The following is a 24,885-nucleotide window of genomic DNA, read 5'->3' on the forward strand; positions in this document are numbered from 1 at the left end:
ACATAAGCCCGCCAATCATCTGCTAATTCCATTGAACGCAAAGGAGTTTGGGATGCTTCGCGTCATAAGACGGGTGTGGATGCCGCTGCTCATCGCCGCGGTGCTCGCGGTCGGCGGATTCGCAGTGTTACGGGTACGCGGGATTTTCGGTGCCGATTCCTTCGCCTCCTCTGCCGACAACAACGCCAAAGATGCCGTCCCATACAACCCAAAAACACTCGTATATGAAGTATTTGGAGAACCCGGGGCTATGGCAGATGTGAACTACTTCAACGAGGATGCGCAGCCGACGCGCGTCGACGCCGTGCAGCTGCCATGGTCGTTCAAGATCGTCTCGATCTTGCCGTCGTTGAGTGGGAACATCGTGGCCCAGGGCAACGGCAACACAATCGGTTGCCGGATCATCGTCAATGGCGAGGTGAAAGTAGAGCGAGTCTCCAACGAACACAACGCCTACATCTACTGCCTGGTGAAGTCCGCATGAGGCACGGCAGCGGCGACCACGTCGCGCGCCCCCCGCGAATCGCACGGATCATCCGGGCCCTGTCGATCCCGATCATCCTCTTCTGGCTGGGTATCGCCATCATCCTCAATGTCGTCACACCCTCCCTTGATGAAGTGGGTAAGGCACATTCGGTATCGATGTCCCCCAAGGACGCTCCGTCGATGATCGCGATGATGCACACCGGAAAGGTCTTCGGGGAGTTCGACTCCGACAGCTCCGTCATGATCGTGTTGGAGGGGAAGCAAGAACTGGCCGACGAGGCGCACCGTTTCTACGACGAGATCATCAAGAAGCTCAAGGCCGATCCGACCCACGTCCAACACATCTCCGACTACTGGGGAGATCCGCTAACCGCATCGGGCGCTCAGAGCGCCGACGGGAAAGCCGCCTATGTCCAGGTGAACCTGGCCGGAGACCAGGGAACCACCTTGGCGAATGAATCCGTGGATGCCGTTCGCAAGATCATCGCCGAGACACCCGGCCCCGACGGAGTGCAGGCCTACGTCACCGGAGGAACCGCTGCAAGCGCGGACACCGGAACGGCCGGCAACAAGAGCATGCAGAAGACGACTCTGATAGCGGTGGGCGTCGTCGTCGTGATGCTGCTCTTCGTGTACCGATCCGTGATCACCATGTTCGTGGCGCTGGTGATCGTCGGAGTCGAGCTGATGGCGGGGCAGGGTGTCGTCGCAACATTGGGCAATCTCAATGTCATTGGCCTCTCGACCTATGCCGTGAGCATGGTCACGATGCTGGGCATCGCCGCGGGTACCGACTATGTAATCTTCCTGCTAGGTCGTTATCACGAAGCGCGGCAATCCGGCCAGGATCGAGAGGCCGCCTTCTATACCGCGTATTCCGGTGTTTCACATGTCATCTTGGGATCTGGGCTGACCATTGTCGGCGCTACCCTGTGCCTCAGCCTGACACGTCTGCCGCTGTTTCGTTCCATGGGTGTGCCCTGCGCGCTGGTCATTCTCGTCATCGTCGCCGCAGCCCTCACCCTGGCTCCCGCGGTACTGGCGTTAGGCAGCCGCTTCGGGCTGTTCGAGCCCAAACGCAAACACGATGAACGCAGTTGGCGGCGCATCGGGGCAGCGGTGGTGCGCTGGCCGGGACCGATTCTGATTGTGACACTGGGGATTGCACTCATCGGACTACTCACCCTGCCCGGTTACACCCCCGGTTACGACGACCGACAGTACATGCCCGTTAACGTGCCCTCGAAAGTTGGTTACGCGGCAGCGGAACGACACTTCTCGCCGGCCCGGATGAACCCCGAAATGCTCATGATCGAGGCCGACCATGACATGCGAAATCCCTCGGACATGCTGGTCATCGACCGAATTGCCAAGACGGCGTTCCATGCCCGTGGCGTCGGCCGAGTGCAGGCGATCACCCGGCCGCTGGGCACACCCATCGAGCACAGTTCGATACCGTTCCAGATCGGCCTCCAGGGCGCCGGCCAGATCCAGAACATGAAGTACATGAAGGACCGCATGGCGGACATGCTGACCATGGCCGATCAAATGGGGACCTTGATCGGCACCATGGAACGCGTCTACGACATGATGCGCGAGCTCACCGGCATCATGCACGACATGACCGGCCAGATGAAGGTCATGCAAGGCCGGATGCACGACATGCGTGACCTGATGGCAACTTTCGACGACTTTTTCAGGCCGATTCGCAACTACTTCTACTGGGAGAAGCACTGCGCCGACATTCCGATCTGCTGGGCCAGCCGGACGGTGTTCGATGCTCTCGACGGCGTCGATGCGATGGTCGAAGACATGGACGGCATGCTGGTGAACATGGACAAAGTCGATGTCCTGATGCCCCGCATGCTCGCCGAGTTCCCACCCATGATTGCCATCATGAAGTCCATGCACGGCACATTGCTGACCATGCACAGCACCATGTCCGGGATCATGAATCAGATGGATGAGAGCACCAAAAACTCCACCCTGATGGGCAAGTACTTCGATGAAGCCAAGAACGACGACTCGTTCTACCTGCCGCCCGAGGTGTTCGACAATCCGGATTTCAAGCGCGGCCTGAAGATGTTCCTGTCCCCCGACGGGAAGGCCGTCCGGATGACCGTCTCCCATCAAGGCAATCCGGCTTCGGTGGAAGGGATCGCAACCGTCGGCAATATCAAAGAGGCGGTGGCCGATTCGATCAAGGGCACCCCGCTCGAAAACGCCAAGGTCTACCTGGGCGGGACCGCCGCGGCGAACAAAGACCTACAGGAAGGGGCCAAGTATGACCTCATTCTCGCGGGCATCGCATCACTGTGCTTGATCTTCATCATCATGCTGTTGGTGACCGGCAGTGTGGTCGCGGCCCTGGTCATCGTCGGCACGGTAGCGATCTCACTCGGCGCATCAATCGGGGTCTCGGTCCTGATTTGGCAGGACCTGCTGGGTATGGATCTGCACTGGTTCGCGGTCCCGTTGTCGGTCATCATCCTGTTGGCCGTGGGCTCGGATTACAACCTGCTGCTCATCGCACGATTCAAGGAAGAGCTCCATGGCGGACTCAAGACGGGTTTCATCCGGGCCATGGGCGGCAGCGGCAAGGTGGTGACGAATGCGGGCCTGGTGTTCGCATTCACCATGTGCGCCATGGTCGTTAGCGACCTGCGCATCGTCGGGCAGCTCGGAACGACAATCGGCCTCGGGTTGTTGTTCGACACCCTGATCGTGCGGTCCTTCATGACTCCGGCCATCGCGGCGCTGCTGGGCCGCTGGTTCTGGTGGCCGCTCAACCTCCGCGAATACACTCCGGCACGGACCCGATGACGAAAAACACTGCCATTCAACGGCAAAGAACACCCGGACGTCTGAACAGATCCTTGGACCTCGCGATCCTGGAGGCGGCATTCGTTGTGCTCGCCGAACACGGTTACGACGCGATGAGCATGGACGAGATCGCCGCGCGCGCCGGGGTCGGCAAGGCCGCCATCTACCGGCGATGGTCCTCCAAGGCGGCCCTCACCGCCGATGCCATCCTGCACGGACGGCCCTCACTGGGGAAACTCGATGACGTCCCGGACGCCGGGAGCTTGCGCGCAGACTTGCATGCTCTCTACGAGGCACGGGATTACAGCGATTTAGAAGAAAGCAGTATCCTCACCGGCAACCTACTGGCGGGGATCATCGCCGAAGCCGTCAACGATTCCACGTTGGCGGAGGCATTGGATGATCTGTTGGCATCGCAGACTCAGAAGCGAATGGAGATCGTGTTCGCCCGAGCCGTGGAACGCGGCGAGATTGCGCGGGATCGTGATCTATCACTCGTCTACGACATCCCGCTGGGGCTCAGCCTGACGGCGGCTCTCAAGCGAACCGTCATCGACGAGACGTACATGCGCCGCATGGTTGACGACGTGATTCTCCCCCTGGTGCAAGCTCCCGTGGATCGGTCCTGATTCCCGAAATTTCCTCTGACACAGCCTCTTCTGCTGGAATCTCACGTCTCCATTGCAGACAGGGCTGACGGCGCGGGCCGATGTTGCACCGACGCGAGTGCGCGGCGATTGTCGAGTTCATAGCCGATAAGACGCGAACTATTGGTGACCACCGCGACCGAGGACGCGTTGTGCAGAATTGCGGCCAGCACCGGCGAGAGCGCGCCCCCGGCCCCGATCACCAGCCCGATCGCGTTGACGGCAATAGACATGGCGTAGTTCTGCCGGATGACGGTCACGGCCCGGCTGCCCAGACCCCGTACATCGAGTAGCTTGCGCAGATCGTCACTGGAGAGGGCAACATCAGCGGTTTCCACAGCCACATCGGTCCCGTTGAGTCCCATGGCGATTCCGATATCGGCCGCTGCCAGCGCCGGCGCGTCGTTGACCCCATCACCGACCATCGCGACAAAATGCCCGTCGCTACGGAGCCGACTCACAGCCTGGAGTTTGTCCTCGGGCAGCACCTCGGCCTGCCACTCCGCGATACCCAGCTCCTCGGCCACCGCACGCGCCGTCTCCGCATGATCACCGGTCAGCATGACCACCCGTTTCACACCCGAAGACCGCAGCGCCTGCAGCACCTCGGCGGCCTCGGGGCGGATCTCGTCGCGCAAGCTGATCAGTCCGACGAGTACACCGTCGACCGCCAGCAGAAGCGGAGTCTCGGCGCGGCGGCGGAGCTTGGCTACCCACTCGTCGGCTTCCGGAGTCACCCGGACGCTCTCCTTGGTCAGCAGTGCGGGGCTGCCCAGCAGCAGGGTCCGCCCATCGGCCCGGGTACGCATCCCCAGGCCAACGAGTACTTCGCACTCTTCGTGTGGCGGGATTGCGATGTGACGTTCCTCGGTCGAGCGAATAACGGCCTCTCCCAATGGATGCCGCGCGTGAATCTCCGAGCTTGCCGCGTACGCGAGCACCTGCTCGGGTTCCCAGCCCTCTTCGAAGGCAACGATGTTCGTCACCACCGGACGTCCGATGGTCAGCGTTCCGGTCTTGTCGAACACGAATGCGTCAACCCTGCCGGCCAGTTCCAGATGTGACCCGCCCTTGACCAGGATTCCCCTGCGCGCCCCGTTGCCGATCGCGGCACTGATCGCGGTTGGGGTAGACAGGCCCACCGCACACGGGCAGGCCACCAAGAGCATCGTCATGGCCCGCCGCACATCCCTGGTCACCACCAGGGTGCCCAGGGATAGCAGGAACGAGGCCGGCACGAATCGCCGCGAGAAGTTTTCGCCGACAGTCTGAATCGGCGCGCGATCGCGTTGCGCCTGCTCCACCCGGGTGATGATCCGGCCGATGATCGTCTGTCCTCCCACCGCCGCGGCCCGCACAACGATGCGACCGCGCATGACGACCGATCCGGCATGCACGCGTCCCCCGGCGGCAACACTGACCGGAAGGGTTTCGCCGGTGATGGCCGACTGGTCGACGATTGCGTCACCCTCCACGACGTCGCCGTCCACCGGAATGGCCACCTGCTCGTGCACCACCACCTCGTCGCCGACCGCCAGTGAATCGGTAGAGACCTGGACCTCGGTGCCATCCCTGAGACGGACCCACGAGGTGTCCTGACTGCCCGACAGCAGATCCGCGATGGCGCGACGGGTGCGCCGGAGCGTCAGATCCTGCAGATACTCTCCAATGTTGAGCAGCCACAACACCGTCAGTGCGACCACGTTCTCGCGCAGCACCAGGCTGGCCACGGTGGCCGCGGACACCAATAGATCCGTGCCTGCCGATCTGCCGCTGCGCAATGCGGCAAGCGCTCCCCGCAGGAACGGGTATCCGCTGAAAATCGTGACCGCCGTTGCCAACAAGCGACTGGTCGGTCCCAGCAGCGGCGGCCGTCGCAGGGGATATCGACGAAGTCCGAGCACCACCAGGGCCGCACCGCCCACACCCATGCGCACCACGTCGGCGTTGCGCACATCGGACGAATGCGGTTCTCGCGTCAGCGTTTCCGGCACCGGAGCCTCGAGGGCGCGCGCCAGCGCATCGAGGATGTCCTCGGCCGAACCACTTGCCTTCGAGTACCACACCACCACCGCGGCCGTGCGCGGATACGCGTGTACGGCACGGACTCCCTGTACATGCAGCAGCGTGTCCTCGATCAGCACGGCACGCCGCACATCGCCGCTCAACTCAGTCGCGATGGCACGCAGGCGTCCGGCCGCGTCAGATACGACAGTGACCATGTGCGGCTCAGTGCTCGTGGTCGTGACCGGATTCTCCTACCACGGGCGGCGGGGCCTCTTCCCCGATGCGTTCGCGAGCCTCCGCGACGACATCACCGATCGCCAGTCGCGCACGTTCGGCGCCTTCCTCGGCCTTGCGCACACCGCGCAGCCCCCAGGACGCGACGGTGACACTGGCGTCACGGACGGGAACCTTGGCGGCGGCCTTGCGCGCAACCTCATAAGCGGCGACTCCCACCGCACCGGTTACTACCGTCGATGCGGCCTTCGCTAGTACTACGTGCCATACCATCAGCCAACCACCCTTCCGCTCAAAGTATTTGAGTCACGCTTCATCACGCACCGTGGCTTCTTAACGAAACCTACTCTCGATCAGCCCTTGAGGTGGCCCGTTGCGTCATGATGATAACGGTTTTCATTATCGCCAAGTATGGCAGACACTCGGCGGACTGGCACGCCGATGTCGCCAGAACGCACTCCTAACGCCAAGACCAGCCGCTGAGTATCTGCGCAGAGAGGCGCTTTGCCATGTTCGCGATTCAAATTAGTCCGGAGCGCGGTACCCGTCTCCGAATCCAGCGCTCACCTTGACACCGCCGGATGGTCCGGCCCCGTCTACGCCACCGGACATTTGCGGCCCACGCACCCCCGACATCGAGGACGGCAACCGAGTCCCCCGCGACATATTCAACGCAGGCAACTGCCCTGGAGCGACAACCGGACCATACGGAGCAGGGTGAGGCGACGGTGGCTCCGCCGCTGCCGGTGTAGTGACCCCAACGGCGAGCCCGATGAAAATCGTTGTCACACAACACGCCCGAATCATGGTGCCGTTACTTCCCTTACCCCACCTGGGTCCTCCAACTGCCCGGAGGTCATTCCGGCACCGATTCGAGCGGTATTTCCCGCGCCGAGCCCGGCCGTTATTTGAGTACCGCGCTGCGGTGGAGGCGATAGCCCAAAGGACGGTTGCGATGGGAGGGCCGCATGATTATTGGGCACTCCCCCAGGCACTGCTACCGGCACCGCGGGCATCGGGTTTATCGGCAGCGGATCTGTGCCGGCCACCGGTGCTCCACACAACGAACATGTCAAAAATACTGCGGCACAGAAGAATTTCATCATCAGATCTTGATCGGGTCGCCGTAGATGGCGAATTCGGTGTGACCGGTCTCGGTGGACACACGCAACGAGGCAAAGGACCGCACGGTGACATCTCCGCCACAGGCGTCGGCCTTCACATGAACGTTATCCAGATCCAACGCTCCGGTATTGCCCCGCGACAGAACCATATTGCCCAGCGGCAGGTTCACAATGACACCCGGTTGCACCACGGTTTGCACAAATCCACTGACGCCAGCGCTGCCCCCGACTCCCACTGTTTGCAGAGGAAGGACACCGACATTCACTGACGGTGCGACACCGGCGGATCCACCGATCTGCAATCCCGATGACACATCGGACTGGCAACCCAGCTGGTAGCCGATGAGGAAGAGGCTGTCGGTGATGGGGTTGCTGCCACCGGTCGCGGTGGCCGTACCCGAGAGCGTAATGAATGCCTCACGTGAGTTCGCGGCCGCCGCCAGGTTGGGCACGGAGTTCACACGCTCGTTTTCCAACCGTATCTCCAGATGCCATCCGTCTCGGGTGGTCCTCGAATATTGCTGCGACGCCATATCTATTGGCTCGGCGACGGCCGGGGCCACATCTGTAAGTGCACACGCAGCCATGAAGAAGCCTGTGCTGACGAGGCGGGCAATCATGAAAGCCGCCATTCCATAGGCAGGCGGTACGCCACGAGGAGAGGAGAGCCAGACTCCCGCACATCGCGGTCCACGTTCACGAACAAAGAAGGCCTATAGACATAGGCAGAAGTCACCACAAGAACCGGTCCAATCGACAGATACGGAGCCGTCCACGCACACCGATGACGGGCGTTGCACGGCTAGTGAAGGGTTTGATACACGAGAGACGGCAACAATTGCCGACCTAGCGTTCCCTCAGCGCCGATTGATCCCCAAATACAGAAGTCGTTGCCACCCAGCACTATCCGAGGCAAGCGAAAATAATGCACTACGCCGTGACATCAGCAGAACCAGCAGCGCCGCGCCGCCAAGCGCAAAGGTCGACACGGCGAGTGGCAGCCAGACCGGCTGTACAACCAGCCCGTGGCGAGCACGAGTGACGGCCATGCCATGCTGCACCGGTTCCCAATGATGAACCTCAGCAGTGTCATACAACGACATCGGGGTTGCCGCATTTGCTATATGCGAACTATCGCCGGGCAACAAGCAAGCGCCCCCGACCAACAAGCACAGAATTGCCAATACGACTGCGGAGCACAGCCTGTGCTTGGGCACCCCGCGACCTGACATGCCGACGATGGTACCAGGCAAAATATTCGCAGCTCCGGGCTCAAGGCCCCTTGTTATCGAAATACCTTCTGTCGCAGCTGTTTCTACTGCTATGACTAAGCAGATGCGTCGCGGCACGGAGGCGTAGTTCGACAATTGTGTTCTTCGGCGGCCGTGTACGCCCAGATCATGCCGCCGATCCAGATGAAGAACCACAGGATCCACGCGAGCGCGACCGGCCCACTGCTGACCGTCGAATAGAGCATCCCGAGTGGCCCGATAAGGAATGGGAGCGGGACAGCGACACCCGAGGTCTTCCGCGCGATCCCTGGGCCATACATCAGCCCCTGATAGGGCGAATAGCCCTGAGGTCAGATCTCTGCCTTCTGCAGGATCTGCCACCAGGCCCCTCGGCTCAAAGTCGCGGTCTACGCCCCTCCATCATCGCTCGTGACACAAATCTCGCCACCGCGCCGGCGTTCGCCGCTGGATGCGTGTGTAGATACGAGGCGTGAATGCGCCCTGCTCCCGCCACCACCCCTTCGCGGCGGATGCCGCCGGCAGCACTCCAGGCCCAGGCGGGCTGCCGGGTGTCGTCGCGGTAGTCGACCGTGGTGCGATGAAACTCGTGCCCGCTCAACCGTTCTCCCTCATCAAAGAGGGTGGAGCCGGTGATCGACACCGCCTCGCGGTATCCGAGGGTAAGCGAGTCGGTGAAGCGGGCATGCGCGTCGATCACGCCACACATCGGAGCCCCGTCAAGGTCGTTGCACAGGTAGGTGAGGCCGGCGCATTCGGCGTGTATCGGTCCGGACATCTCACGGACCTGTTGACGCAGTGGCTCATTGGACGACAGATCGGTGGCGAACTGTTCCGGGAATCCACCCGGGAGCACCAGGGCGGAGGTCTCGTCGGGCAGGGCGTCACGGCGCGGGTCGAACTCGGCTACCACCGCACCCGCCGCGGCCAACAGCTCACGATGCTCGGCATATCCGAACGTGAACGCATGACCGGCCGCCAACGCGACCACCGGCCCGCCGACCACCGGGGCACCGACAACGTCCACCGGATCCCACGCACCCGTCGCCACGTCGCTACGCGCGGCAGCGACGATCGCGGGCAGGTCCACATGTTCGGCGACCAAGTGGGTCATCGCGTCCACCGCATCGAGGGCCGCCTGGCCGTGTTCGACAGCCGTCACCAGTCCCAGGTGGCGCGAAGGAACCGACAACTTCTCGGTACGCGGCAACGCACCCAGTACTGATAGTCCGGCACGCTCGACTGCCGCCGTGAGGATCGCCCGATGCCGTGCCGACCCCACCCGATTGAGAATCACGCCAGCGATCCTGACTCCCGCCTCCGCGGCGTACACCACGAATCCGTGCAACAGCGCCGCCAGACTCTGGCTGTGTCCCTTGACATCCACTACCAAGACCACCGGCGCGTTAAGCAGGCCGGCAATCTCGGCCGTTGAGCCCTTCTCGTCGGCGATCCGCCCATCGAAGAGGCCCATGACGCCTTCCACCACGGCGATATCCGCACCGAGCGCGCCGTGGCGGAACAACGGGCCGATCAACTCCGAACCCACCAGCACGCTGTCGAGGTTGCGGCCCGGCTTACCGGTCGCCAGGCTGTGATATCCGGGATCGATGTAGTCCGGCCCCACCTTGAACGGCGCCACCACGTGCCCGGCCCGCCGCAACGCGCCCATCAAACCCGTGGCCACCGTGGTCTTCCCGCTTCCCGAGGAGGGAGCGGCAATCACGACCGCGGGAACGCTAGCGGACCCCACGCTCTACCATTCGATACCGCGTTGGCCCTTGCGGCCCTGGTCCATCGGATGCTTGATCTTCGTCATCTCGGTCACCAGATCGGCGGCATCCAGAAGTTGTTGTGGCGCGTCGCGTCCGGTGATGACCACATGCTGCGTGCCAGGCCGGGAACGAAGCACTTCGACAACTTCGTCCAGATCCACCCACCCCCACTTGAGCGGGTAGGTGAACTCGTCGAGCACGTAAAAGCCGTGTTCCTCCGCGGCCAGCCGCCGCGCGATCTCGGCCCATCCGGCGGCCGCATCGGCGGCGTGGTCGGTCTCAGTACCCGACTTACGCGACCAGGACCACCCCGAACCCATCTTGTGCCATTGCACCGAGCCGCCGATCCCGTGCTCGTCGTGCAGCTTACCGAGCTCACCGAAGACCGACTCCTCGCCGACCCGCCACTTCGCACTCTTGACGAACTGGAACACAGCGACGTCTGCACCGTGATGCCAGGCCCGCAACGCCATACCAAAAGCGGCGGTGGACTTACCTTTTCCGGCACCCGTGTGCACAGCCAGTATCGGTGCGTTCCGTCGCGCCTTGGTGGTGAGCCCGTCCTCGGGCACCACCAGCGGTTGTCCCTGTGGCATTAGACCCCTCCGCTATCTCACGCGGCGGCGGTGGCGCCGCGCACCACGCCGGCAAGCCGGTCAGCGTTCAGATGATCCAACTGGATCACCGGCGCATCAAGCTGCTGGGCCAGCGTGACTGCCAGATCCATTCTTACGAAAGATGTCTCGCAATCGATCACCACACACGCAACCTGTTCGGCGCGCAACATCCCCGCGGCTCGACGCGTCCGGCCCAACGGATCAGGCCCGCCGGTAGCGCGGCCGTCGGTGAGCACCACCACCAGCGCACGGCGGTGCGGATCGCGGCCACGCTCGCGGGCCACCAGATCGCGAGCCGCTAAAAGTCCTTGTGCCAGCGGTGTTTTACCGCCGGTATCGAACTGCTGCAGCTTGCGCCCCGCGATATGCGTCGAGCTCGTCGGCGCCAGCAGCATGGCCGCTTGCTGACCGCGGAAAGTGATGACCGCAACCTTGTCGCGTCGCTGATACGCATCGCGCAGCAGCGACAAGGTGGCACCACTGACCGCCGACATCTTCTGACGTGCCGCCATCGACCCGGAAGCATCGACTACGAAAATCACCAGATTGCCTTCGCGGCCTTCCCTGATGGCCCACTGCAGATCGGACAGCACCGGCTTGGGCAGTCTGCCGGGTTCGGTCACCCGGCCTGCCGCGGACATCAGCGTGCCGATTACGTGTACCCCGAATCCCTCATCGGAGCTCGGGGCGATGACCTTGCCGGTGCGGTTGCGTGCGGCCGAGCGTCGTCCCGGGGCTCCCATACCGACGCCGGGCACTCGAAACGTCTTGGCGCGAAAGGTCGCAGAAGGTGCCGGGCTCTGCCGTGGGGGAGCCGGTGCCGACGACGAACCCTGCTGTGAATCATCGGTTTTGGGCGGGTTTGCGGAAGGTTCCGGCGTGCCGCCACCGGGGCCGTCTGGATCGGGATCCGGATCGTCGTTGCCTGCACCGTGATCCTGCGGCGGCGCGCTATCGCGCATCGCCTGGTCAAGCTGTTCGGGATCCAGGCCGGGTTCGTCGAACGGGTCCCGGCGCCGCCTGTGCGGCAGCGCCAACTCGGCGGCCACCCTGATATCGGGCTCACCGACCACCTCGGCACCACGCCATGCGGCATGAGCAACGGCGGCGCGCGCCACCACCAGATCGGCACGCATCCCGTCCACATCGAAGGCCGCGCACAATGCCGCGACACGCTGTAGTTCGGCGTCGGGCAGGACGACTCGCGGCAGCAGGCGCCGGGCATCGGCAATCCGCGCCGCCAGCTCGGCTTCCTCGGATGCGTACCGCGTCACGAACCCGGCCGGGTCAGCCTCGTACGCAAGGCGCCTACGGATGACCTCGGCGCGCACCGCCACATCGCGAGAGGCATGTACATCGACCGCGAATCCGAAACGGTCGAGCAGCTGTGGACGCAGCTCTCCTTCTTCGGGATTCATGGTGCCGATCAATACGAATCGCGCATCGTAAGAATGGGATACGCCGTCACGCTCGACATGCACCCGGCCCATCGCCGCCGCATCGAGGATCACGTCAACTAGATGGTCGTGCAGCAGGTTGACCTCGTCCACGTACAGCACGCCGCCGTCGGCACGCGCCAGAAGCCCTGGGGAGAAAGCGTGTTCGCCATCGCGCAAGACCTTTTGCAGGTCGAGGGATCCGACCACCCGATCCTCTGTCGCGCCGATCGGTAACTCGACCAGACGCGCACCATCGACTGTTCGCAGCACTGACGTCAACGCACGGACCGCCGTTGACTTGGCGGTGCCCTTCTCTCCACGAATGAGCACTCCACCGATATCGGGGCGTACCGCGGAGAGCACGAGTGCCAGCCGCAACTGGTCGTGCCCGACTATCGCACTGAGCGGATACCCCGGAACGTCTGTGGTGCTAGCCATTTCCGGCCATCCAGGTCATGGGCACATGCGGAATCTCGTCCTCGAGGAATTCATCACCGGAGACCACGAATCCCAGCTTGCCATACATGTCCTTCAGGTGTGCCTGCGCATTCAGACGACAGCGTGCGCCGTCGATCTCTGTCAGTACCGCACGGACCAGGCGCGCCGCGTGTCCGCGGCCACGCTCCTCGGCCGCCGTGCACACCCGTCCGATCCAGTAACCCGATCCGCCGGGATCCGCAAGCAGGCGCAGGCCGCTGACGACATCGCCGTGCTCGTTCTTGATCCAGAAATGCCGGGTCTCGGGTTCGAGATCGCGGCCGTCGAGATCCTGATAGGCGCAGTTCTGGCCGACGATGAATGCTTCGGCACGCAACCGCAGCAATCCATAGAGCGTCGCGGCGTCCAGGTCAGCCGACCAGGACCACCCCGTACTCACTGCTCCAGGCCGAGAACCTGTGTCCCCCAGTCCCATACCTCACCGAACAGTGACGGCTCGTCCGACAGGCTGATACCGAGCGACGGAATCATTTCCTTGAGTTTGGGCATCCAGTTCGCGAACCGGTCAGGGAAACAACGCTGCATGACGTCGAGCATGGCGGGTACCGCGGTGGATGCACCCGGCGACGCCCCGAGTAGGCCGGCGATGCTTCCGTCGGCCGAATTGAGCACCATAGTGCCGAATTCGAGCGCACCACCCTTGCCCTTGGCCGGCCGAATAACCTGTACGCGCTGCCCGGCGGTGATCAGCTCCCAGTCGGAACGCTGTGCCTTGGGCGCGAATTCGCGCAGCATGTCGATTCGATCGTCCGGTGTCAGACGCAGCTGGCTCAGCAGGAAGTTCACCAGACCGAACTCAGTCAGACCCACACCGATCATCGACGCCAGGTTGTTGGGCTTCACGGTCGAGGGCAAATCGGTGATCTTGCCCATCTTCAGGAACTTGGGCGACCACCCGGCGAACGGTCCGAAAAGCAGCCATTCCTTGCCGTTGATCACGCGGGTATCCAGGTGCGGCGCGGACATCGGCGGTGCACCGAGCGGCGGGAAGCCGTACACCTTGGCCTTGTGTCCCTCGGTGAGATCGGTGTTGTTGGTGCGCAAAAAGGCGCCACTCACCGGGAATCCGCCGAAGCCCTTAGCTTCCGGGATTCCGGCCTTCTGCAGCAGACCCAGAGCCCCACCACCGGCGCCGACGAACACGAACTTGGCCTTGAGCTTGCGCTTCTCGCCCGTACGGCCGTTGACCAGCTTGAGAAGCCATCCGCCGTCGCTCTCACGGCTGATGTTGCGGACCTCGACACCGAAAATCGCGTTGGTACCAGTACGAACTCCGAAGCCCACCAGCTGCTTTGACAGCTCACCGAAGTCGACATCGGTGCCGTCCTGGCTCCAGTTCAACCCCACCGGATCGGAGAAATCGCGTCCGGCGGCCATGAGCGGCAGACGGCGCGCGAACTCGTCGTCGTCGTTGATGAATTCCATCTTCGCGAACAACGGGTTGCCGACCAACGCCTCGTGGCGCTTACGGAGGAACTCGACCTTGTCGGCTCCGTGCACGTAGCTCACATGCGGGATGGGGTTGAGGAATCCGCGGACGTCAGGCAGCACGCCATTCTCGACGGCGTAGGCCCAGAACTGGCGCGACACCTGGAACTGCTCGTTGACGGTGATGGCCTTGGTGATGTCGATCGAGCCATCTGCCTTCTGCGGCGTGTAGTTGAGCTCGCAGAGCGCCGAGTGCCCGGTACCCGCGTTGTTCCACGGGTCGCTGCTTTCGCTGGCGGCCGCATCAAGGCGCTCGATCACGGTGATCGACAGGTCCGGTTCGACCAATCGCAGCAAGGCGCTGAGCGTCGCGCTCATGATCCCTGACCCAATCAGGGCAACGTCTGTCTGCTCCACCTGCGCTTTTGACACCGGTTCACTGTCCTTTTCGAATCTGATGGAGTGGCAACGCTTCGCCACTACCGGGGAGTACACACAGGTTATCGCGCGGGTAATTCAGTCATTCCTTCAACTAGGCTATGCCCGTGACATGGGAATCCGATGTCCTCGATGGCTACCTTCGAAAGACCATTGAACTGGGCATTGACCCTGACGGCGAAGGTGTAATTACCGCCACACTGGTGCGGCCGGAAATTCAGCCGGATAGCGGGCGCGCGGTGCTGATGGTGCACGGATATACCGACTACTTCTTCCACACCGAGCTTGCCGAACATTTCTCGGCCCGCGGCTATCGCTTCTTCGCACTCGACTTGCGTAAATGCGGGCGTTCCCGGCGCGCTCACCAAACCCCGCACTACATCAGCGATCTATCGCTCTACGACGTCGAGCTCAACGCCGCGGTGAACATCATCACCGGACACTGCGCGGGTGCACCGCTGCTCGTGTACGGGCACTCCGCCGGCGGGCTGATCGTCTCGCTGTGGCTCAACCGTCTACGGGTGGCCGCCGGCCTGGGCGATGTCTCGGGTCTCATCCTCAACAGCCCCTGGCTGGATCTTCAGGGTCGTCCCCTCCTCCGCAGCGGCGGCACCACCGCGGCCGTCAACGCGATTTCGAGGTTCCGCGCCAAACAGGCGATCCCGCTTCCGCACGAAGGCGCGTACGGAGCGAGCCTGCACAAGGATTTCCACGGTGAGTTCGACTACAACCTGGAATGGAAGCCGGTCGGCGGATTTCCGGTGCGGTTCGGGTGGATCAGTGCGATCCGGCGTGGGCACGCAGAACTACATCGCGGCCTGGACGTCGGGGTACCCAACGTGATCCTGCGCTCGGATCGCAGCCTCCCGGGCGACATCAGCCCGGCGGCGGCACTACACGGTGATGCGGTCCTGGATGTTCAGCAAATCGCGCGATGGGCGGGATGCATCGGTAACCATCAACGGGTCATCCCGATCCCCGATGCCAAACACGATGTGTTCTTGTCGGTCGCGGAACCACGCCTACGGGCCTACCGGGAGCTGAACTCCTGGCTGGACTGGTACGAGGCGGGCAGCTAGCTCACCAGGAGCTGCTGCGCAGGACCACCTCGGCCGCCAGTTCCGGAGTGAGGTCACGAGTCGCCGATCGGCGGCCCATCAGTTCGACAATCCGATAGTCGCCGTAGACGAAACGCTGGCTGGCGCGGGCGATGGCACGGGTCGCGTCCGAGGTGACCAACACGGTGGTGTTGATCTCCACCGGCGGGCAGTGCTTGTCCCGGATCAGCCCGGCACGGTCGGCCACCCGCGGGTGTCCGCGGTCGATCGCCACGAGACCAATAAACCTGTCGAGTTTGCTAGCAGCCAGATCCCAGGCCAGCTCGCCGCCGGCACGATCTCCTACCAGGAGCGCAACTTTGACGCCGATGTCGTCGAGCACTCCGGTGATGGCCTTGGCATGAAGATGTGGGTCGTGGCCGATCACCGCGGTGCGCAGCCCCGCGGTGTGCAGCCGCTCGCATACCGAGCGATAACTGAGCGCGAAATGCCCGGCCGCGGCCAGCATGACGACGGTGGTTCCCTTATCCGGCCCCGAAACGTTGACCTGCACCGTTCGGCCGTCAATCGTGACGACCTGGTGCAATTCACCGTCACGCGCAGGTGGAGGCCCTGGGCGCGGGGGGCGAAGCTCGGGCGGCGGACTCATAGATGAGCCGCTTGCGCGAAGACCTTGGGCATGGGCGCACGCTACCTGAGTACGACCGTTCCGGTTGGGCTTTTAACCAGCCCTTTCAGGAAACTTTCACCCAGAGCCGTCAGGTGCGTTCGATCTTGTCGACCTGTTTCGCCACGATGTCCAGGAAGGTATGGGGCATGGTCGCGACTGCCTTGACCGACGGATCGCGCAGGTCGAAGGATGTCGCCACCATCGCCACGCCCCGGACATTCGCGAAAGCCATGTACCGCGAAGTCGTGCCCTTGGGCATGATCATTGTTTGCTTGTAGACGAGGACACCGACAGGTCCGCCTGACACCGGATCGGTGATCATCGGTGTCCCGGGCGAGTTCTTGTCGAAGAACACCTCGTACTTGGCGCACCGGGTCGCCACCGCTTGCACGTTGGTCAGGTCGATGGTGTCGCGCAACAGGCTGACGATGATGTTCGCGCCGTTGAACCGCGCGATGTATCGCGCGGTGTTCTCGGGGCCTGCTCTACCCGCATTGGCCAAACGGGGCGACAAACCGTCCGCGCATCCTTGCGGATTCGAGGGCATCGCACCGATTACCTGCTGGTTGTTGACCGTCACGGGCCCCAGATCGGCGACAACCCTGTCGTACTTGGCGCCCTGCGGCAGCTCATCGGCCGTCAGGAGCGACTGCGCGATACGCGCCCCCGGCCATGTGGCGGTACCCGGCACCGTCTGGGTGCAGCCCACAAGCGCCAGTGTGAATGCTGCGATAGCTGTGATGTTCCTGAAGCCCCGGTGCACCCGCACAGGCTATTCGACTCGCGCCCCAATCACCGACTGTGCTCGATTACCGGATACGACCGGTCTGATCCCGGACGGCCGGCTTCTCGCCACACGGCTGCCAGCGCATCGACGTCGATGTGGGTGTCGATGAGATCGGCCAATCTGTCCAGTTGGGCCGCGCGGCGGTCCGCGACGTTGGTATCCGCCGCGACGGTGAATCCCGAGCGTCCGGCGGCGGACGCCGCCTCGGTGAGCCATGTGCGCCGGAAATCGTCGTTGTCCAGCAGTCCATGCCAATGGGTGCCCCGGACCGCACCATGGGCAGCGCCCTCGTGATGCTCAGTCAGCCACGGCGACACCGCCGAGCGGGTGACCGTTCCGTGGTGGATCTCATAGCCAGTCAACCCCGGAGACCGCCAGTGCCGCAGTGTCTTAACCGGTTGGAAGGCGATGTCGATATCGAGCAGACCCAAGCCGCTGACCGCACCGGCACCCGACTCGACGCGATCGTCGATCGTGGTGGCAAGCATCTGGAACCCACCACAAATGCCCAGCACCGGGCCGCCCGAACGGGCGTGTGCGACAACCGCATCGGCGATCCCATTGCCTCGCATCCAGGCAAGATCGGCAACGGTGGACTTGGTGCCGGGAAGGACCACTACATCGGCATCGGCGATGTCGGCGGGATGCGCCACCCACCGCACGATCACCCCGGGCTCGCAGGCGATGGCCTCGATATCGGTCGAGTTGGAGATTCGGGGCAGGCGCACCGCGGCCACCCGAAGCCACTCCCGCCCGATCGGTGTGGCGGGGCGGCCCACCTGAGCCGACGCCACCACAGAAACCGAATCCTCTGCATCAAGCCATAATTGGTCGTCGTAGGGCAGCACACCGTAGGTGGTTCGACCGGTCAGCGCGGCGAGCTGCTCCAGCCCCGGATCCAGCAGTGTGCGATCACCGCGGAACTTGTTGACGATGAATCCGGCGACGAGTCGTTGATCCGCGGGCTCGAGCACGCCCACCGATCCGAACAGGTGGGCCAGCACACCGCCCCGGTCGATATCACCGACCAGCACCACCGGCAGGCCCGCTGCCTGCGCCAGCCCCATGTTGGCGATATCGGTGGCTCGCAGGTTGATTTCGGCGACCGAGCCGGCACCCTCGCAGATAACCACATCGAATTCCGCACGCAGCGAACATAATTCCGCGGCAACGACCTGCCGCAGTTCCTCGCGATGCTCGATGTAGGAACGCGCGCTGACGTTCCCTGTCGCCTGCCCGCGTACCACCAGCTGCGAAGTCCGGTCGCTGCCGGGCTTGAGGAGTACCGGATTGAATCGGACGGAAGGTTCCAGCCCGCAGGCGCGTGCCTGCAATGCCTGCGCGCGTCCGATCTCTCCCCCGTCCATCGTCACCACGGAGTTGTTGGACATGTTTTGCGCCTTGAACGGCGCGACACGAATCCCCTTGCGGGCCAGTAGCCGACACAGGCCGGTGACCACCAGACTCTTACCGGCATCGGAGCTGACGCCCCCTACCAGCAGCGCGCCAGACACGGCGCCGGTCATGGCAGTGTCAGAATCTCTACTCCGTCGTCGGTGACCACCATGGTGTGCTCGAACTGCGCGGTCCATTGCTTATCAGTGGTCGCCACGGTCCAGGTGTCATCCCAGATCTCATAGTCCAGCGATCCGAGGTTGATCATCGGTTCGATGGTGAACGTCATGCCCGGCTCGATGACGATGTCCAGATCGGGGTCGTCGTAGTGCGGCACGATGAGTCCGTTGTGGAACGTGGGGCCCACACCGTGCCCGGTGAAGGAGCGAACCACGTTGTAACCGAAACGCTTTGCGTAGGCCTCGATCACCCGTCCGACGACGCTGAGTGCCCGGCCCGGCTTGACGGCATTGATGGCCCGCATGGTTGCCTCCCGGGTGCGGTCTACCAGGAGGCGGTGTTCCTCGGAGACATTCCCGGCCAGGAAGGTGGCATTGGTGTCTCCGTGCACGCCGTCGATGTAGGCGGTGACGTCGATGTTGACGATGTCGCCGTCCTCGATCACGGTCGAGTCCGGTATCCCGTGGCAGATGATCTCGTTGAGCGACGTGCAGCACGACTTGGGGAATCCCTTGTACCCCAGCGTTGACGGGTAAGCACCCTGGGAAACCATGTAGTCGTGGGCGATCCGGTCCAGCTCGTCGGTGGTGACCCCGGGGGCCACGGCCTCACCGGCAAGCGCCAGCGCCTGCGCCGCGATCCTGCCGGCGACGCGCATCTTGTCGACGACCTCGGGTGTCTGGACGTACGGCTCCCCGATGGCTTCCGCGACCTTGGACTTGCCCACGTACTCGGGGCGGTCGATCGACACGGGAACCTGGCGCTCGGGAGACAGCGTTCCCGGACGCAATGCGGCACGAACAGTCATGAAGGCAGCGTAGCGGGGCCTGCCGAGACCGCTACGCGTTGATGACGATGGGGTCGCCGATACCGACGGTGTTGTAGTACCAGGCCGCGTTGTCGGGACTCAGGTTGATGCAGCCGTGGCTGACGTTCGAATTACCCTGCGCTCCCGTCGACCACGGGGCACTGTGCACATAGACTCCACCCCAGGTGACCCGCACCGCGTAATACACGGTCAGCTTGTAGCCCTCCGGATCATTCAGCGGAATACCGATGGTCCGCGAATCCATGACTACCGGACTCTGCTTCTCCAGGGCGGTGAACGAGCCGACCGGCGTGGGGTGCTTGGGCTTTCCCATCGATGCGGGCATTTCACGCATGACCGTGCCGTCGATCTTGACCGTGAACGTGTGCGCGCTGATGCTGGCGATGCCCAGTACCTCCGAGCCGGTCTGGAACTTGTACTTCATACCGCTCACGCCGTTCACGGACACCGTGATCGACGAGTGCGCGGGCCAATATTCACGAGGAGTGAAACGAACCGTCGCATCGTCCACCCAGCTGAATGTCCCGGCCGGAACCTTCGACGCGGAGAAATTGATGGAACGCTCCGCGGCGGGCCGATCGGCGACAGGGGCCGCGAAATGAACCGTCACCGGCATGGCCACCCCCACCGTCTGACCCGGTGTGGGTGAGACGGACGCCACCCCCCGAGGGGATGCGGCCATTGCCTGGCCGAGGGTCGCTGGTGTGGTGATGGCCACGTTCATCAGGAGGCTGGCGAGCCCGGTCACCACAAGCACACTCCGAAATGCTCTGCGCAAGCTCTCGATCCTCCCTGGATGCTGTTTTACTACATGGTAGTTCGTAATCGCCTGGCGGAACGTTAGCGACAGCGAGCACAATCGGCTTCATGGGGCTGTCCGCCGGACTCACATTAGAAGCGATTGTGATCGACTGCCATGATGCGGCCACACTCGGCCGTTGGTGGGCCGACGCGCTGGAGTGGCCGTACGCGATCGACGATGACGGGGCCGTCGAGGTGTTCCAGCCCGACCGACATCCGCCGTCCTTGTTCTTCCTGGGGACCCCCGACCGGAAGGTGGCCAAGAACCGGTTGCACCTGGACTTTCGTGGTGCCGACCAGCAGGCTGCGGTGGACCGATTTCTGGCACATGGCGCTACCAGAATTGACATCGGCCAGGGCCAATCAAGCTGGATTGTGCTCGGCGATCCCGAGGGCAACGAATTCTGCGTGCTGGCGCCAAGCGCCGACTAGGCCAGGTAGTCCGGCGGTAGGGACTGGAACATGACCCGGGTGGCCCGCACAGCGGCTTCCGAGCCGCCGCCCCCGACGACCAGCGTGGCGAAGGCCATGTCGCCGCGATACCCGGCGAACCAGGCGTGCGAACCGCCCGGGAACTCGGCCTCACCGGTCTTCCCGTAGACCGAACCCTCGCCCTTGAGGTCCATCGCGGTACCGCTGAGCACGGTCTCGCGCATCATGCCGCGCAGGCCGTCGATCATTGTGGACGTCACCGGCGGACGCTCACCGGTGATTCCGGTGGTCTGGCCCGAGATCAGCTGCGGTACAGGCGTTTTTCCATTGGCGACGGTTGCCGCAGCCAGCGCCATGCCGAACGGCGTGACCAGCACCTTGCCCTGTCCGAAACCATCCTCGGTGCGTTCAGTCAGGTTCACGGTGGGCGGCACGTTTCCGGAGATGGTGGGGATCCCCGCGACGTCGTAGTCCGGACCGATGCCGAATTGCGAAGCGGCGACGGTCAAACCGTCCAACGGCATCTCACTGGCCAGTTTGGCGAAGGTTGTGTTGCACGAATTCGCGAAGGCCCGCCACATGGGCACCGTGCCGAGATCGAACTCGTTGTAGTTGGGGATACTGCGGTCTCCGATGGTGACTCGCTTTGGGCAGCCCACCAGGGTGTCCGGAGTAGCCATCCCACGCTCGAGCGCAGCACCCGCGGTGATGATCTTGAATGTCGATCCGGGCGGAAACAGACCCGTGGTGGCCAGTGGCCCGTCGGCATTGGCAGCGGCGTTCTGCGCGACCGCCAGGATCTCCCCTGTCGACGGCTTGATCACCACCATCATGGCCTTTTGACCGCGGGTGTTGACTGCGTTCTGCGCCGCGTTCTGCACGGCACGATCCAGGCTGATCGTCTTCGACGGCGCCGGATTGGGTTTCACCTCGTTGAGCACCGCGGTGTCAACACCGTTCTGGTTGACACTGACCACCCGCCAGCCGGCCTCACCATCGAGCTCATCGAGTACTGCCTTCTTGACCTGCGCGACGATATCGGGTGCGAAGCGATCATCGGTAGGCAGCAGATCGGCGATCTGTGTCATCACCACGCCGGGTCGCAATGCCCCTGGCCGCGTCTCCAGCGCGATGGAAACCTTGTCCCAATCGTCCTTGCGCAGCGTGATGAGATTCATCGGCGAGGTTTGGGCGCTCGCCTGCTCAGCCAGGGAGGCAGCGTTGATCTGGTCGTCGTAGGGGCGGATGGCATCGGCCAGCGCGGTGGCGGTGCTCATCAGCGATTTACCGGCCTGCGACGCGTCGAAGGAGATCTTGTACAGGTTGGCCGGCGCCAGCACCGTCGTACCGCCCGACTCGTTGACGGTTGCCCGCTTGGCTGGATCGGTCCGCAGCGAGAGCGATTGGCGCTCACCGAGTTTGGGGTGCAGGTCGCTCGGCGCCCAGCGGACCTGCCAACTGCCCGCGGTACGCAGCATCTCCAGGCGCCCGCTATAGGTCCAGGTGCGCTTTCTGGGCAATTGCCAGACGTACGTCGCGTCGGCGCTACCGGTGTCCTGAGTGTATTGCGATCCGTTCACGGCGGCCTTGAATGAGGTTGCCTGTAAGCCCGAGAAAGCTTGATCCAAACCCACTTTCGCGCCATCGGGGTCATCGGTCATCTTCGCCGCCGAGGCGGTGTCACCGTTGGCCAGCGCCTCGAAGAACTTCTCTGCGACCGGGCCGGGCCCGTCGGGGCGCGGGGTGCACGCGACCGCGCCGGCCACCAACAGGGCGGTGCCGAACAACGGCAGGGACCACACACGTCTGAACATCGGGTCGATGTTATGGCCGTGAGCCTCCAAAACCCCGCAGGCGCACGGACGTAGCGAGCACTAGCTCGCCAGAATCAGCTAACGAGAACGGTCGCGAATGTGCCGATGCGCGTAAATCCTGCCCGGGCATAGGACGCACGGGCCACTTCATTGAAGCTGTTCACGTACAGGCTGGGGATGCGGCTGCTGCGATGGACCGCTGCCGCCACGGCGGCCACCCCGGCAGTGCCGAGTCCGCGGCCACGGAACTCCGGGTCAACCCATACGCCCTGGATCTGGCTCACGCACCGCGATTGCGATCCGATCTCCGCTTTGAAGATGACCCGCCCATCCTCGAAACGTGCCCACGCCCTGCCCGCCTCGATAAGGCCGGCCACCCGCCGCCGGTACCCACGGCCGCCATCACCGTTGCGCGGATCGACACCCATCTCGCCGATGAACATCTGGATCGAAGCGTTCAAATACTGGTCGAGTTCCTCGGCGCGCACCTGCCGTACCGCGGAGTCGACGGCACATGTCGGCGCGTCGAGCATCGCCAGCAGGGGCTGGCAGGCGCGGACTTCGCGCGCGGGGCCCCAGACCGGATCGAGATGGCCCCACATGTCGAGCACCACATCGGCCGGGCCGACCAGGGAGGGACAGATCCGGTGCTGCTCAATGGCGCGTTCGGCAAACAACCGAGTGGCCTCGGGACCGCCTGCCAGAGGAATGATCGTGGTCCCGACGAAGCACAGGGAATCCGTCAACGCTCCCGTGGACCAGATCTCGCCACCGATGGCCGTGGGATCGGCGCCGCGAGCCTCGACGCGTGCGGCGAGCATGCAGGAAGCCACCGGGTCGGCGTCCAAGACCGCACGCACCGCCTCGGTATCCGATAGTCCGAGGACGCGAACGGCATCGGACGACGACGCTCCGGGCGCTCCGTGCGCCGGCAGTGTTGTCGTCATCGGCAATCGCTCCCGTGTGTCCCGTTACGCCGAGCTATGTTCAGCTTACGGTCACGACCGGCTGGCCAGGAGGAGTTCCGTCGGTTCCGATCTCGGTGCCCATCTCCTCGGCCAGGCGCATGGCCTCATCGATGAGTGTCTCGACGATCAGCGCCTCCGGCACGGTCTTGATGACCTCGCCCTTCACGAAGATCTGTCCCTTGCCGTTTCCGGATGCCACCCCCAGGTCGGCCTCGCGAGCCTCACCCGGTCCGTTCACGACGCATCCCATGACCGCGACGCGCAGTGGCACCTCCATACCCTCAAGCCCGGCGGAAACTGCGTTGGCCAGGGTGTAGACATCCACCTGCGCGCGGCCACAGGACGGGCAAGACACGATCTCCAGCTTCCGCGGACGCAGATTGAGCGATTCCAGGATCTGGTTGCCCACCTTGATTTCCTCGGCGGGCGGCGCCGAGAGGGACACCCGGATGGTGTCGCCGATGCCCTTGGACAACAGCGCACCGAAGGCGACGGCCGACTTGATGGTGCCCTGGAATGCCGGGCCGGCCTCGGTGACACCGAGGTGGAGCGGGTAATCGCATTGCGAGGCGAGCAATTCATAGGCAGCGACCATGATCACCGGGTCGTTGTGCTTCACGCTGATCTTGATGTCTCCGAAGCCGTGCTCTTCGAACAGGCCGGCCTCCCATAGCGCCGACTCGACGAGTGCCTCTGGTGTCGCCTTGCCGTACTTGCCCAGAATGCGCGGATCGAGCGAGCCCGCGTTCACGCCGATGCGGATCGGGATCCCGGCGTCACCGGCGGCCTTGGCGACCTCCTTGACGCGGCCGTCGAACTCTTTGATGTTCCCCGGATTCACGCGCACCGCCGCACAACCGGCGTCGATCGCCGCGAAGATGTACTTGGGCTGGAAGTGAATATCGGCGATGACCGGGATCTTGCTCTTACGGGCGATCTCGGAGAGCGCATCGGCGTCCTCCTGCCGCGGACAGGCGACGCGCACGATGTCGCAGCCGGAGGCGGTCAGCTCGGCGATCTGCTGCAGGGTCGAGTTCACGTCGTGGGTCTTGGTGGTGCACATCGACTGGACCGACACCGGCGAGTCGCTGCCCACCCCGACGTTTCCGACCATGAGCTGACGTGTCTTGCGCCGCGGCGACAGTGTCGGCGGCGGTGCACTCGGAATGCCCAGGCTGGTCATGT

24 protein-coding genes are annotated in these 24,885 nt (G+C 63.7%); 5 read left to right on the plus strand and 19 right to left on the minus strand.

Features of this window, described 5'->3' with window-relative positions:
* Positions 1–52 precede the first annotated feature (52 nt).
* The 3 genes from BB28_RS15600 to BB28_RS15610 are packed head-to-tail and all read left to right on the plus strand — an operon-like array spanning position 53 to position 3,938.
* A complete protein-coding gene (locus BB28_RS15600) occupies positions 53–484 on the plus strand; it encodes an MmpS family transport accessory protein (RefSeq protein WP_046254155.1) in 432 nt (143 codons plus the stop codon).
* Positions 481–3,309, plus strand: coding sequence for an MMPL/RND family transporter (locus tag BB28_RS15605; RefSeq protein ID WP_046254156.1), 2,829 nt, complete (start codon positions 481–483; stop codon positions 3,307–3,309). Before BB28_RS15600 ends, BB28_RS15605 begins: the two co-directional genes overlap by 4 nt.
* Positions 3,306–3,938 carry a TetR/AcrR family transcriptional regulator gene (locus BB28_RS15610; protein ID WP_046254157.1) on the plus strand — a complete coding sequence of 211 codons (633 nt, stop codon included), beginning with the start codon at positions 3,306–3,308 and terminating at the stop codon, positions 3,936–3,938. Before BB28_RS15605 ends, BB28_RS15610 begins: the two co-directional genes overlap by 4 nt.
* 41 nt (positions 3,939–3,979) lie before the next feature.
* Here BB28_RS15610 and BB28_RS15615 read toward each other — a convergent pair whose 3' ends face one another.
* The 11 genes from BB28_RS15615 to mqo form a co-directional block, all read right to left on the minus strand.
* Positions 3,980–6,178: a heavy metal translocating P-type ATPase gene (locus BB28_RS15615; protein WP_046254158.1), complete on the minus strand. Its 2,199-nt coding sequence runs from the start codon at positions 6,176–6,178 to the stop codon at positions 3,980–3,982.
* Positions 6,179–6,185: 7 nt separating this feature from the next.
* The gene (locus BB28_RS15620; RefSeq protein WP_046254159.1) at positions 6,186–6,470 is read right to left on the minus strand and encodes a DUF1490 family protein; all 285 of its coding nucleotides are present in this window, start codon (positions 6,468–6,470) and stop codon (positions 6,186–6,188) included.
* 252 nt (positions 6,471–6,722) lie between these two features.
* Entirely contained in the window at positions 6,723–7,004 is a 282-nt protein-coding gene (locus BB28_RS25360; protein ID WP_046254160.1) for a hypothetical protein, read from the minus strand.
* Positions 7,001–7,300 carry a hypothetical protein gene (locus BB28_RS25585; RefSeq protein WP_046255884.1) on the minus strand — a complete coding sequence of 100 codons (300 nt, stop codon included), beginning with the start codon at positions 7,298–7,300 and terminating at the stop codon, positions 7,001–7,003. The genes BB28_RS25360 and BB28_RS25585 overlap by 4 nt, the downstream gene beginning before the upstream one ends.
* Positions 7,301–7,302: 2 nt before the next feature.
* The gene (locus BB28_RS15625) at positions 7,303–7,941 is read right to left on the minus strand and encodes an MspA family porin (protein ID WP_046255885.1); all 639 of its coding nucleotides are present in this window, start codon (positions 7,939–7,941) and stop codon (positions 7,303–7,305) included.
* A 237-nt stretch (positions 7,942–8,178) separates the two neighbouring features.
* Positions 8,179–8,466, minus strand: coding sequence for a hypothetical protein (locus BB28_RS25725; protein ID WP_046255886.1), 288 nt, complete (start codon positions 8,464–8,466; stop codon positions 8,179–8,181).
* 481 nt (positions 8,467–8,947) lie between these two features.
* Entirely contained in the window at positions 8,948–10,324 is a 1,377-nt protein-coding gene (locus BB28_RS15635) for a cobyrinic acid a,c-diamide synthase CobB (RefSeq protein WP_109550703.1), read from the minus strand.
* Between the two features lie 3 nt (positions 10,325–10,327).
* Entirely contained in the window at positions 10,328–10,942 is a 615-nt protein-coding gene (gene cobO, locus BB28_RS15640) for a cob(I)yrinic acid a,c-diamide adenosyltransferase (RefSeq protein WP_046254161.1), read from the minus strand.
* Between the two features lie 17 nt (positions 10,943–10,959).
* Positions 10,960–12,840, minus strand: coding sequence for a VWA domain-containing protein (locus tag BB28_RS15645; RefSeq protein ID WP_046254162.1), 1,881 nt, complete (start codon positions 12,838–12,840; stop codon positions 10,960–10,962).
* Positions 12,833–13,279 (minus strand): GNAT family N-acetyltransferase, encoded by a 447-nt coding sequence (locus BB28_RS15650; RefSeq protein ID WP_046254163.1) that lies wholly within the window; start codon positions 13,277–13,279, stop codon positions 12,833–12,835. The genes BB28_RS15645 and BB28_RS15650 overlap by 8 nt, the downstream gene beginning before the upstream one ends.
* Positions 13,276–14,760: a malate dehydrogenase (quinone) gene (mqo, locus tag BB28_RS15655; RefSeq protein WP_046255888.1), complete on the minus strand. Its 1,485-nt coding sequence runs from the start codon at positions 14,758–14,760 to the stop codon at positions 13,276–13,278. The genes BB28_RS15650 and mqo overlap by 4 nt, the downstream gene beginning before the upstream one ends.
* Positions 14,761–14,867: 107 nt before the next feature.
* Between mqo and BB28_RS15660 the strand changes: the two genes are divergently transcribed.
* Positions 14,868–15,845, plus strand: coding sequence for an alpha/beta hydrolase (locus tag BB28_RS15660; RefSeq protein WP_046254164.1), 978 nt, complete (start codon positions 14,868–14,870; stop codon positions 15,843–15,845).
* A 1-nt stretch (position 15,846) separates the two neighbouring features.
* Here the strand turns inward: BB28_RS15660 and BB28_RS15665 are convergent, their stop codons facing one another.
* From BB28_RS15665 to BB28_RS15685, 5 genes are all read right to left on the minus strand, one after another.
* Positions 15,847–16,473, minus strand: a complete 627-nt coding sequence (locus BB28_RS15665; protein WP_078285373.1) for an alpha/beta fold hydrolase — start codon at positions 16,471–16,473, stop codon at positions 15,847–15,849.
* 109 nt (positions 16,474–16,582) lie between these two features.
* Positions 16,583–17,203, minus strand: coding sequence for a hypothetical protein (locus BB28_RS15670; RefSeq protein ID WP_064393601.1), 621 nt, complete (start codon positions 17,201–17,203; stop codon positions 16,583–16,585).
* An 83-nt stretch (positions 17,204–17,286) separates the two neighbouring features.
* Positions 17,287–18,807, minus strand: coding sequence for a cobyric acid synthase (locus BB28_RS15675; protein WP_046254165.1), 1,521 nt, complete (start codon positions 18,805–18,807; stop codon positions 17,287–17,289).
* Complete coding sequence (gene map, locus BB28_RS15680; RefSeq protein WP_046254166.1) at positions 18,804–19,664, minus strand: type I methionyl aminopeptidase; 861 nt, start codon at positions 19,662–19,664, stop codon at positions 18,804–18,806. Before map ends, BB28_RS15675 begins: the two co-directional genes overlap by 4 nt.
* Positions 19,665–19,695: 31 nt before the next feature.
* Positions 19,696–20,436 (minus strand): L,D-transpeptidase, encoded by a 741-nt coding sequence (locus tag BB28_RS15685; protein ID WP_046255890.1) that lies wholly within the window; start codon positions 20,434–20,436, stop codon positions 19,696–19,698.
* A gap of 116 nt (positions 20,437–20,552) precedes the next feature.
* Here BB28_RS15685 and BB28_RS15690 point away from each other — a divergent pair, with 116 nt between their 5' ends.
* Positions 20,553–20,918, plus strand: coding sequence for a VOC family protein (locus BB28_RS15690; protein WP_046254167.1), 366 nt, complete (start codon positions 20,553–20,555; stop codon positions 20,916–20,918).
* Here BB28_RS15690 and BB28_RS15695 read toward each other — a convergent pair.
* From BB28_RS15695 to ispG, 3 genes are all read right to left on the minus strand, one after another.
* Positions 20,915–22,732: a penicillin-binding transpeptidase domain-containing protein gene (locus BB28_RS15695; protein ID WP_046254168.1), complete on the minus strand. Its 1,818-nt coding sequence runs from the start codon at positions 22,730–22,732 to the stop codon at positions 20,915–20,917. The genes BB28_RS15690 and BB28_RS15695 overlap by 4 nt on opposite strands.
* A gap of 74 nt (positions 22,733–22,806) precedes the next feature.
* A complete protein-coding gene (locus tag BB28_RS15700) occupies positions 22,807–23,679 on the minus strand; it encodes a GNAT family N-acetyltransferase (protein WP_044103990.1) in 873 nt (290 codons plus the stop codon).
* 40 nt (positions 23,680–23,719) lie between these two features.
* Positions 23,720–24,883, minus strand: coding sequence for a flavodoxin-dependent (E)-4-hydroxy-3-methylbut-2-enyl-diphosphate synthase (gene ispG / locus BB28_RS15705; RefSeq protein ID WP_046254169.1), 1,164 nt, complete (start codon positions 24,881–24,883; stop codon positions 23,720–23,722).
* Positions 24,884–24,885 lie beyond the last annotated feature (2 nt).

It is taken from the genome of Mycobacteroides chelonae CCUG 47445 (assembly GCF_001632805.1).
GTDB classification, from domain to species: domain Bacteria; phylum Actinomycetota; class Actinomycetes; order Mycobacteriales; family Mycobacteriaceae; genus Mycobacterium; species Mycobacterium chelonae.

Excerpts from the sequence above, each read along its gene's own strand:
- BB28_RS15700 (WP_044103990.1), bottom strand. The coding sequence starts at position 23,679 with ATGACGACAACACTGCCGGCGCACGGAGCGCCCGGAGCGTCGTCGTCC.
- BB28_RS15625 (WP_046255885.1), bottom strand. The coding sequence starts at position 7,941 with ATGATTGCCCGCCTCGTCAGCACAGGCTTCTTCATGGCTGCGTGTGCA.
- BB28_RS15610 (WP_046254157.1), top strand. The coding sequence starts at position 3,306 with ATGACGAAAAACACTGCCATTCAACGGCAAAGAACACCCGGACGTCTG.
- BB28_RS25360 (WP_046254160.1), bottom strand. The coding sequence starts at position 7,004 with ATGATTCGGGCGTGTTGTGTGACAACGATTTTCATCGGGCTCGCCGTT.
- BB28_RS15695 (WP_046254168.1), bottom strand. The coding sequence starts at position 22,732 with ATGTTCAGACGTGTGTGGTCCCTGCCGTTGTTCGGCACCGCCCTGTTG.
- BB28_RS15605 (WP_046254156.1), top strand. The coding sequence starts at position 481 with ATGAGGCACGGCAGCGGCGACCACGTCGCGCGCCCCCCGCGAATCGCA.
- map (WP_046254166.1), bottom strand. The coding sequence starts at position 19,664 with ATGACTGTTCGTGCCGCATTGCGTCCGGGAACGCTGTCTCCCGAGCGC.
- BB28_RS15615 (WP_046254158.1), bottom strand. The coding sequence starts at position 6,178 with ATGGTCACTGTCGTATCTGACGCGGCCGGACGCCTGCGTGCCATCGCG.
- BB28_RS15645 (WP_046254162.1), bottom strand. The coding sequence starts at position 12,840 with ATGGCTAGCACCACAGACGTTCCGGGGTATCCGCTCAGTGCGATAGTC.
- BB28_RS15690 (WP_046254167.1), top strand. The coding sequence starts at position 20,553 with ATGGGGCTGTCCGCCGGACTCACATTAGAAGCGATTGTGATCGACTGC.
- BB28_RS15600 (WP_046254155.1), top strand. The coding sequence starts at position 53 with ATGCTTCGCGTCATAAGACGGGTGTGGATGCCGCTGCTCATCGCCGCG.
- BB28_RS15620 (WP_046254159.1), bottom strand. The coding sequence starts at position 6,470 with ATGGTATGGCACGTAGTACTAGCGAAGGCCGCATCGACGGTAGTAACC.
- BB28_RS15665 (WP_078285373.1), bottom strand. The coding sequence starts at position 16,473 with ATGAGTCCGCCGCCCGAGCTTCGCCCCCCGCGCCCAGGGCCTCCACCT.
- BB28_RS15675 (WP_046254165.1), bottom strand. The coding sequence starts at position 18,807 with ATGACCGGCGCCGTGTCTGGCGCGCTGCTGGTAGGGGGCGTCAGCTCC.
- ispG (WP_046254169.1), bottom strand. The coding sequence starts at position 24,883 with ATGACCAGCCTGGGCATTCCGAGTGCACCGCCGCCGACACTGTCGCCG.
- BB28_RS25585 (WP_046255884.1), bottom strand. The coding sequence starts at position 7,300 with ATGAAATTCTTCTGTGCCGCAGTATTTTTGACATGTTCGTTGTGTGGA.
- BB28_RS15660 (WP_046254164.1), top strand. The coding sequence starts at position 14,868 with ATGCCCGTGACATGGGAATCCGATGTCCTCGATGGCTACCTTCGAAAG.
- cobO (WP_046254161.1), bottom strand. The coding sequence starts at position 10,942 with ATGCCACAGGGACAACCGCTGGTGGTGCCCGAGGACGGGCTCACCACC.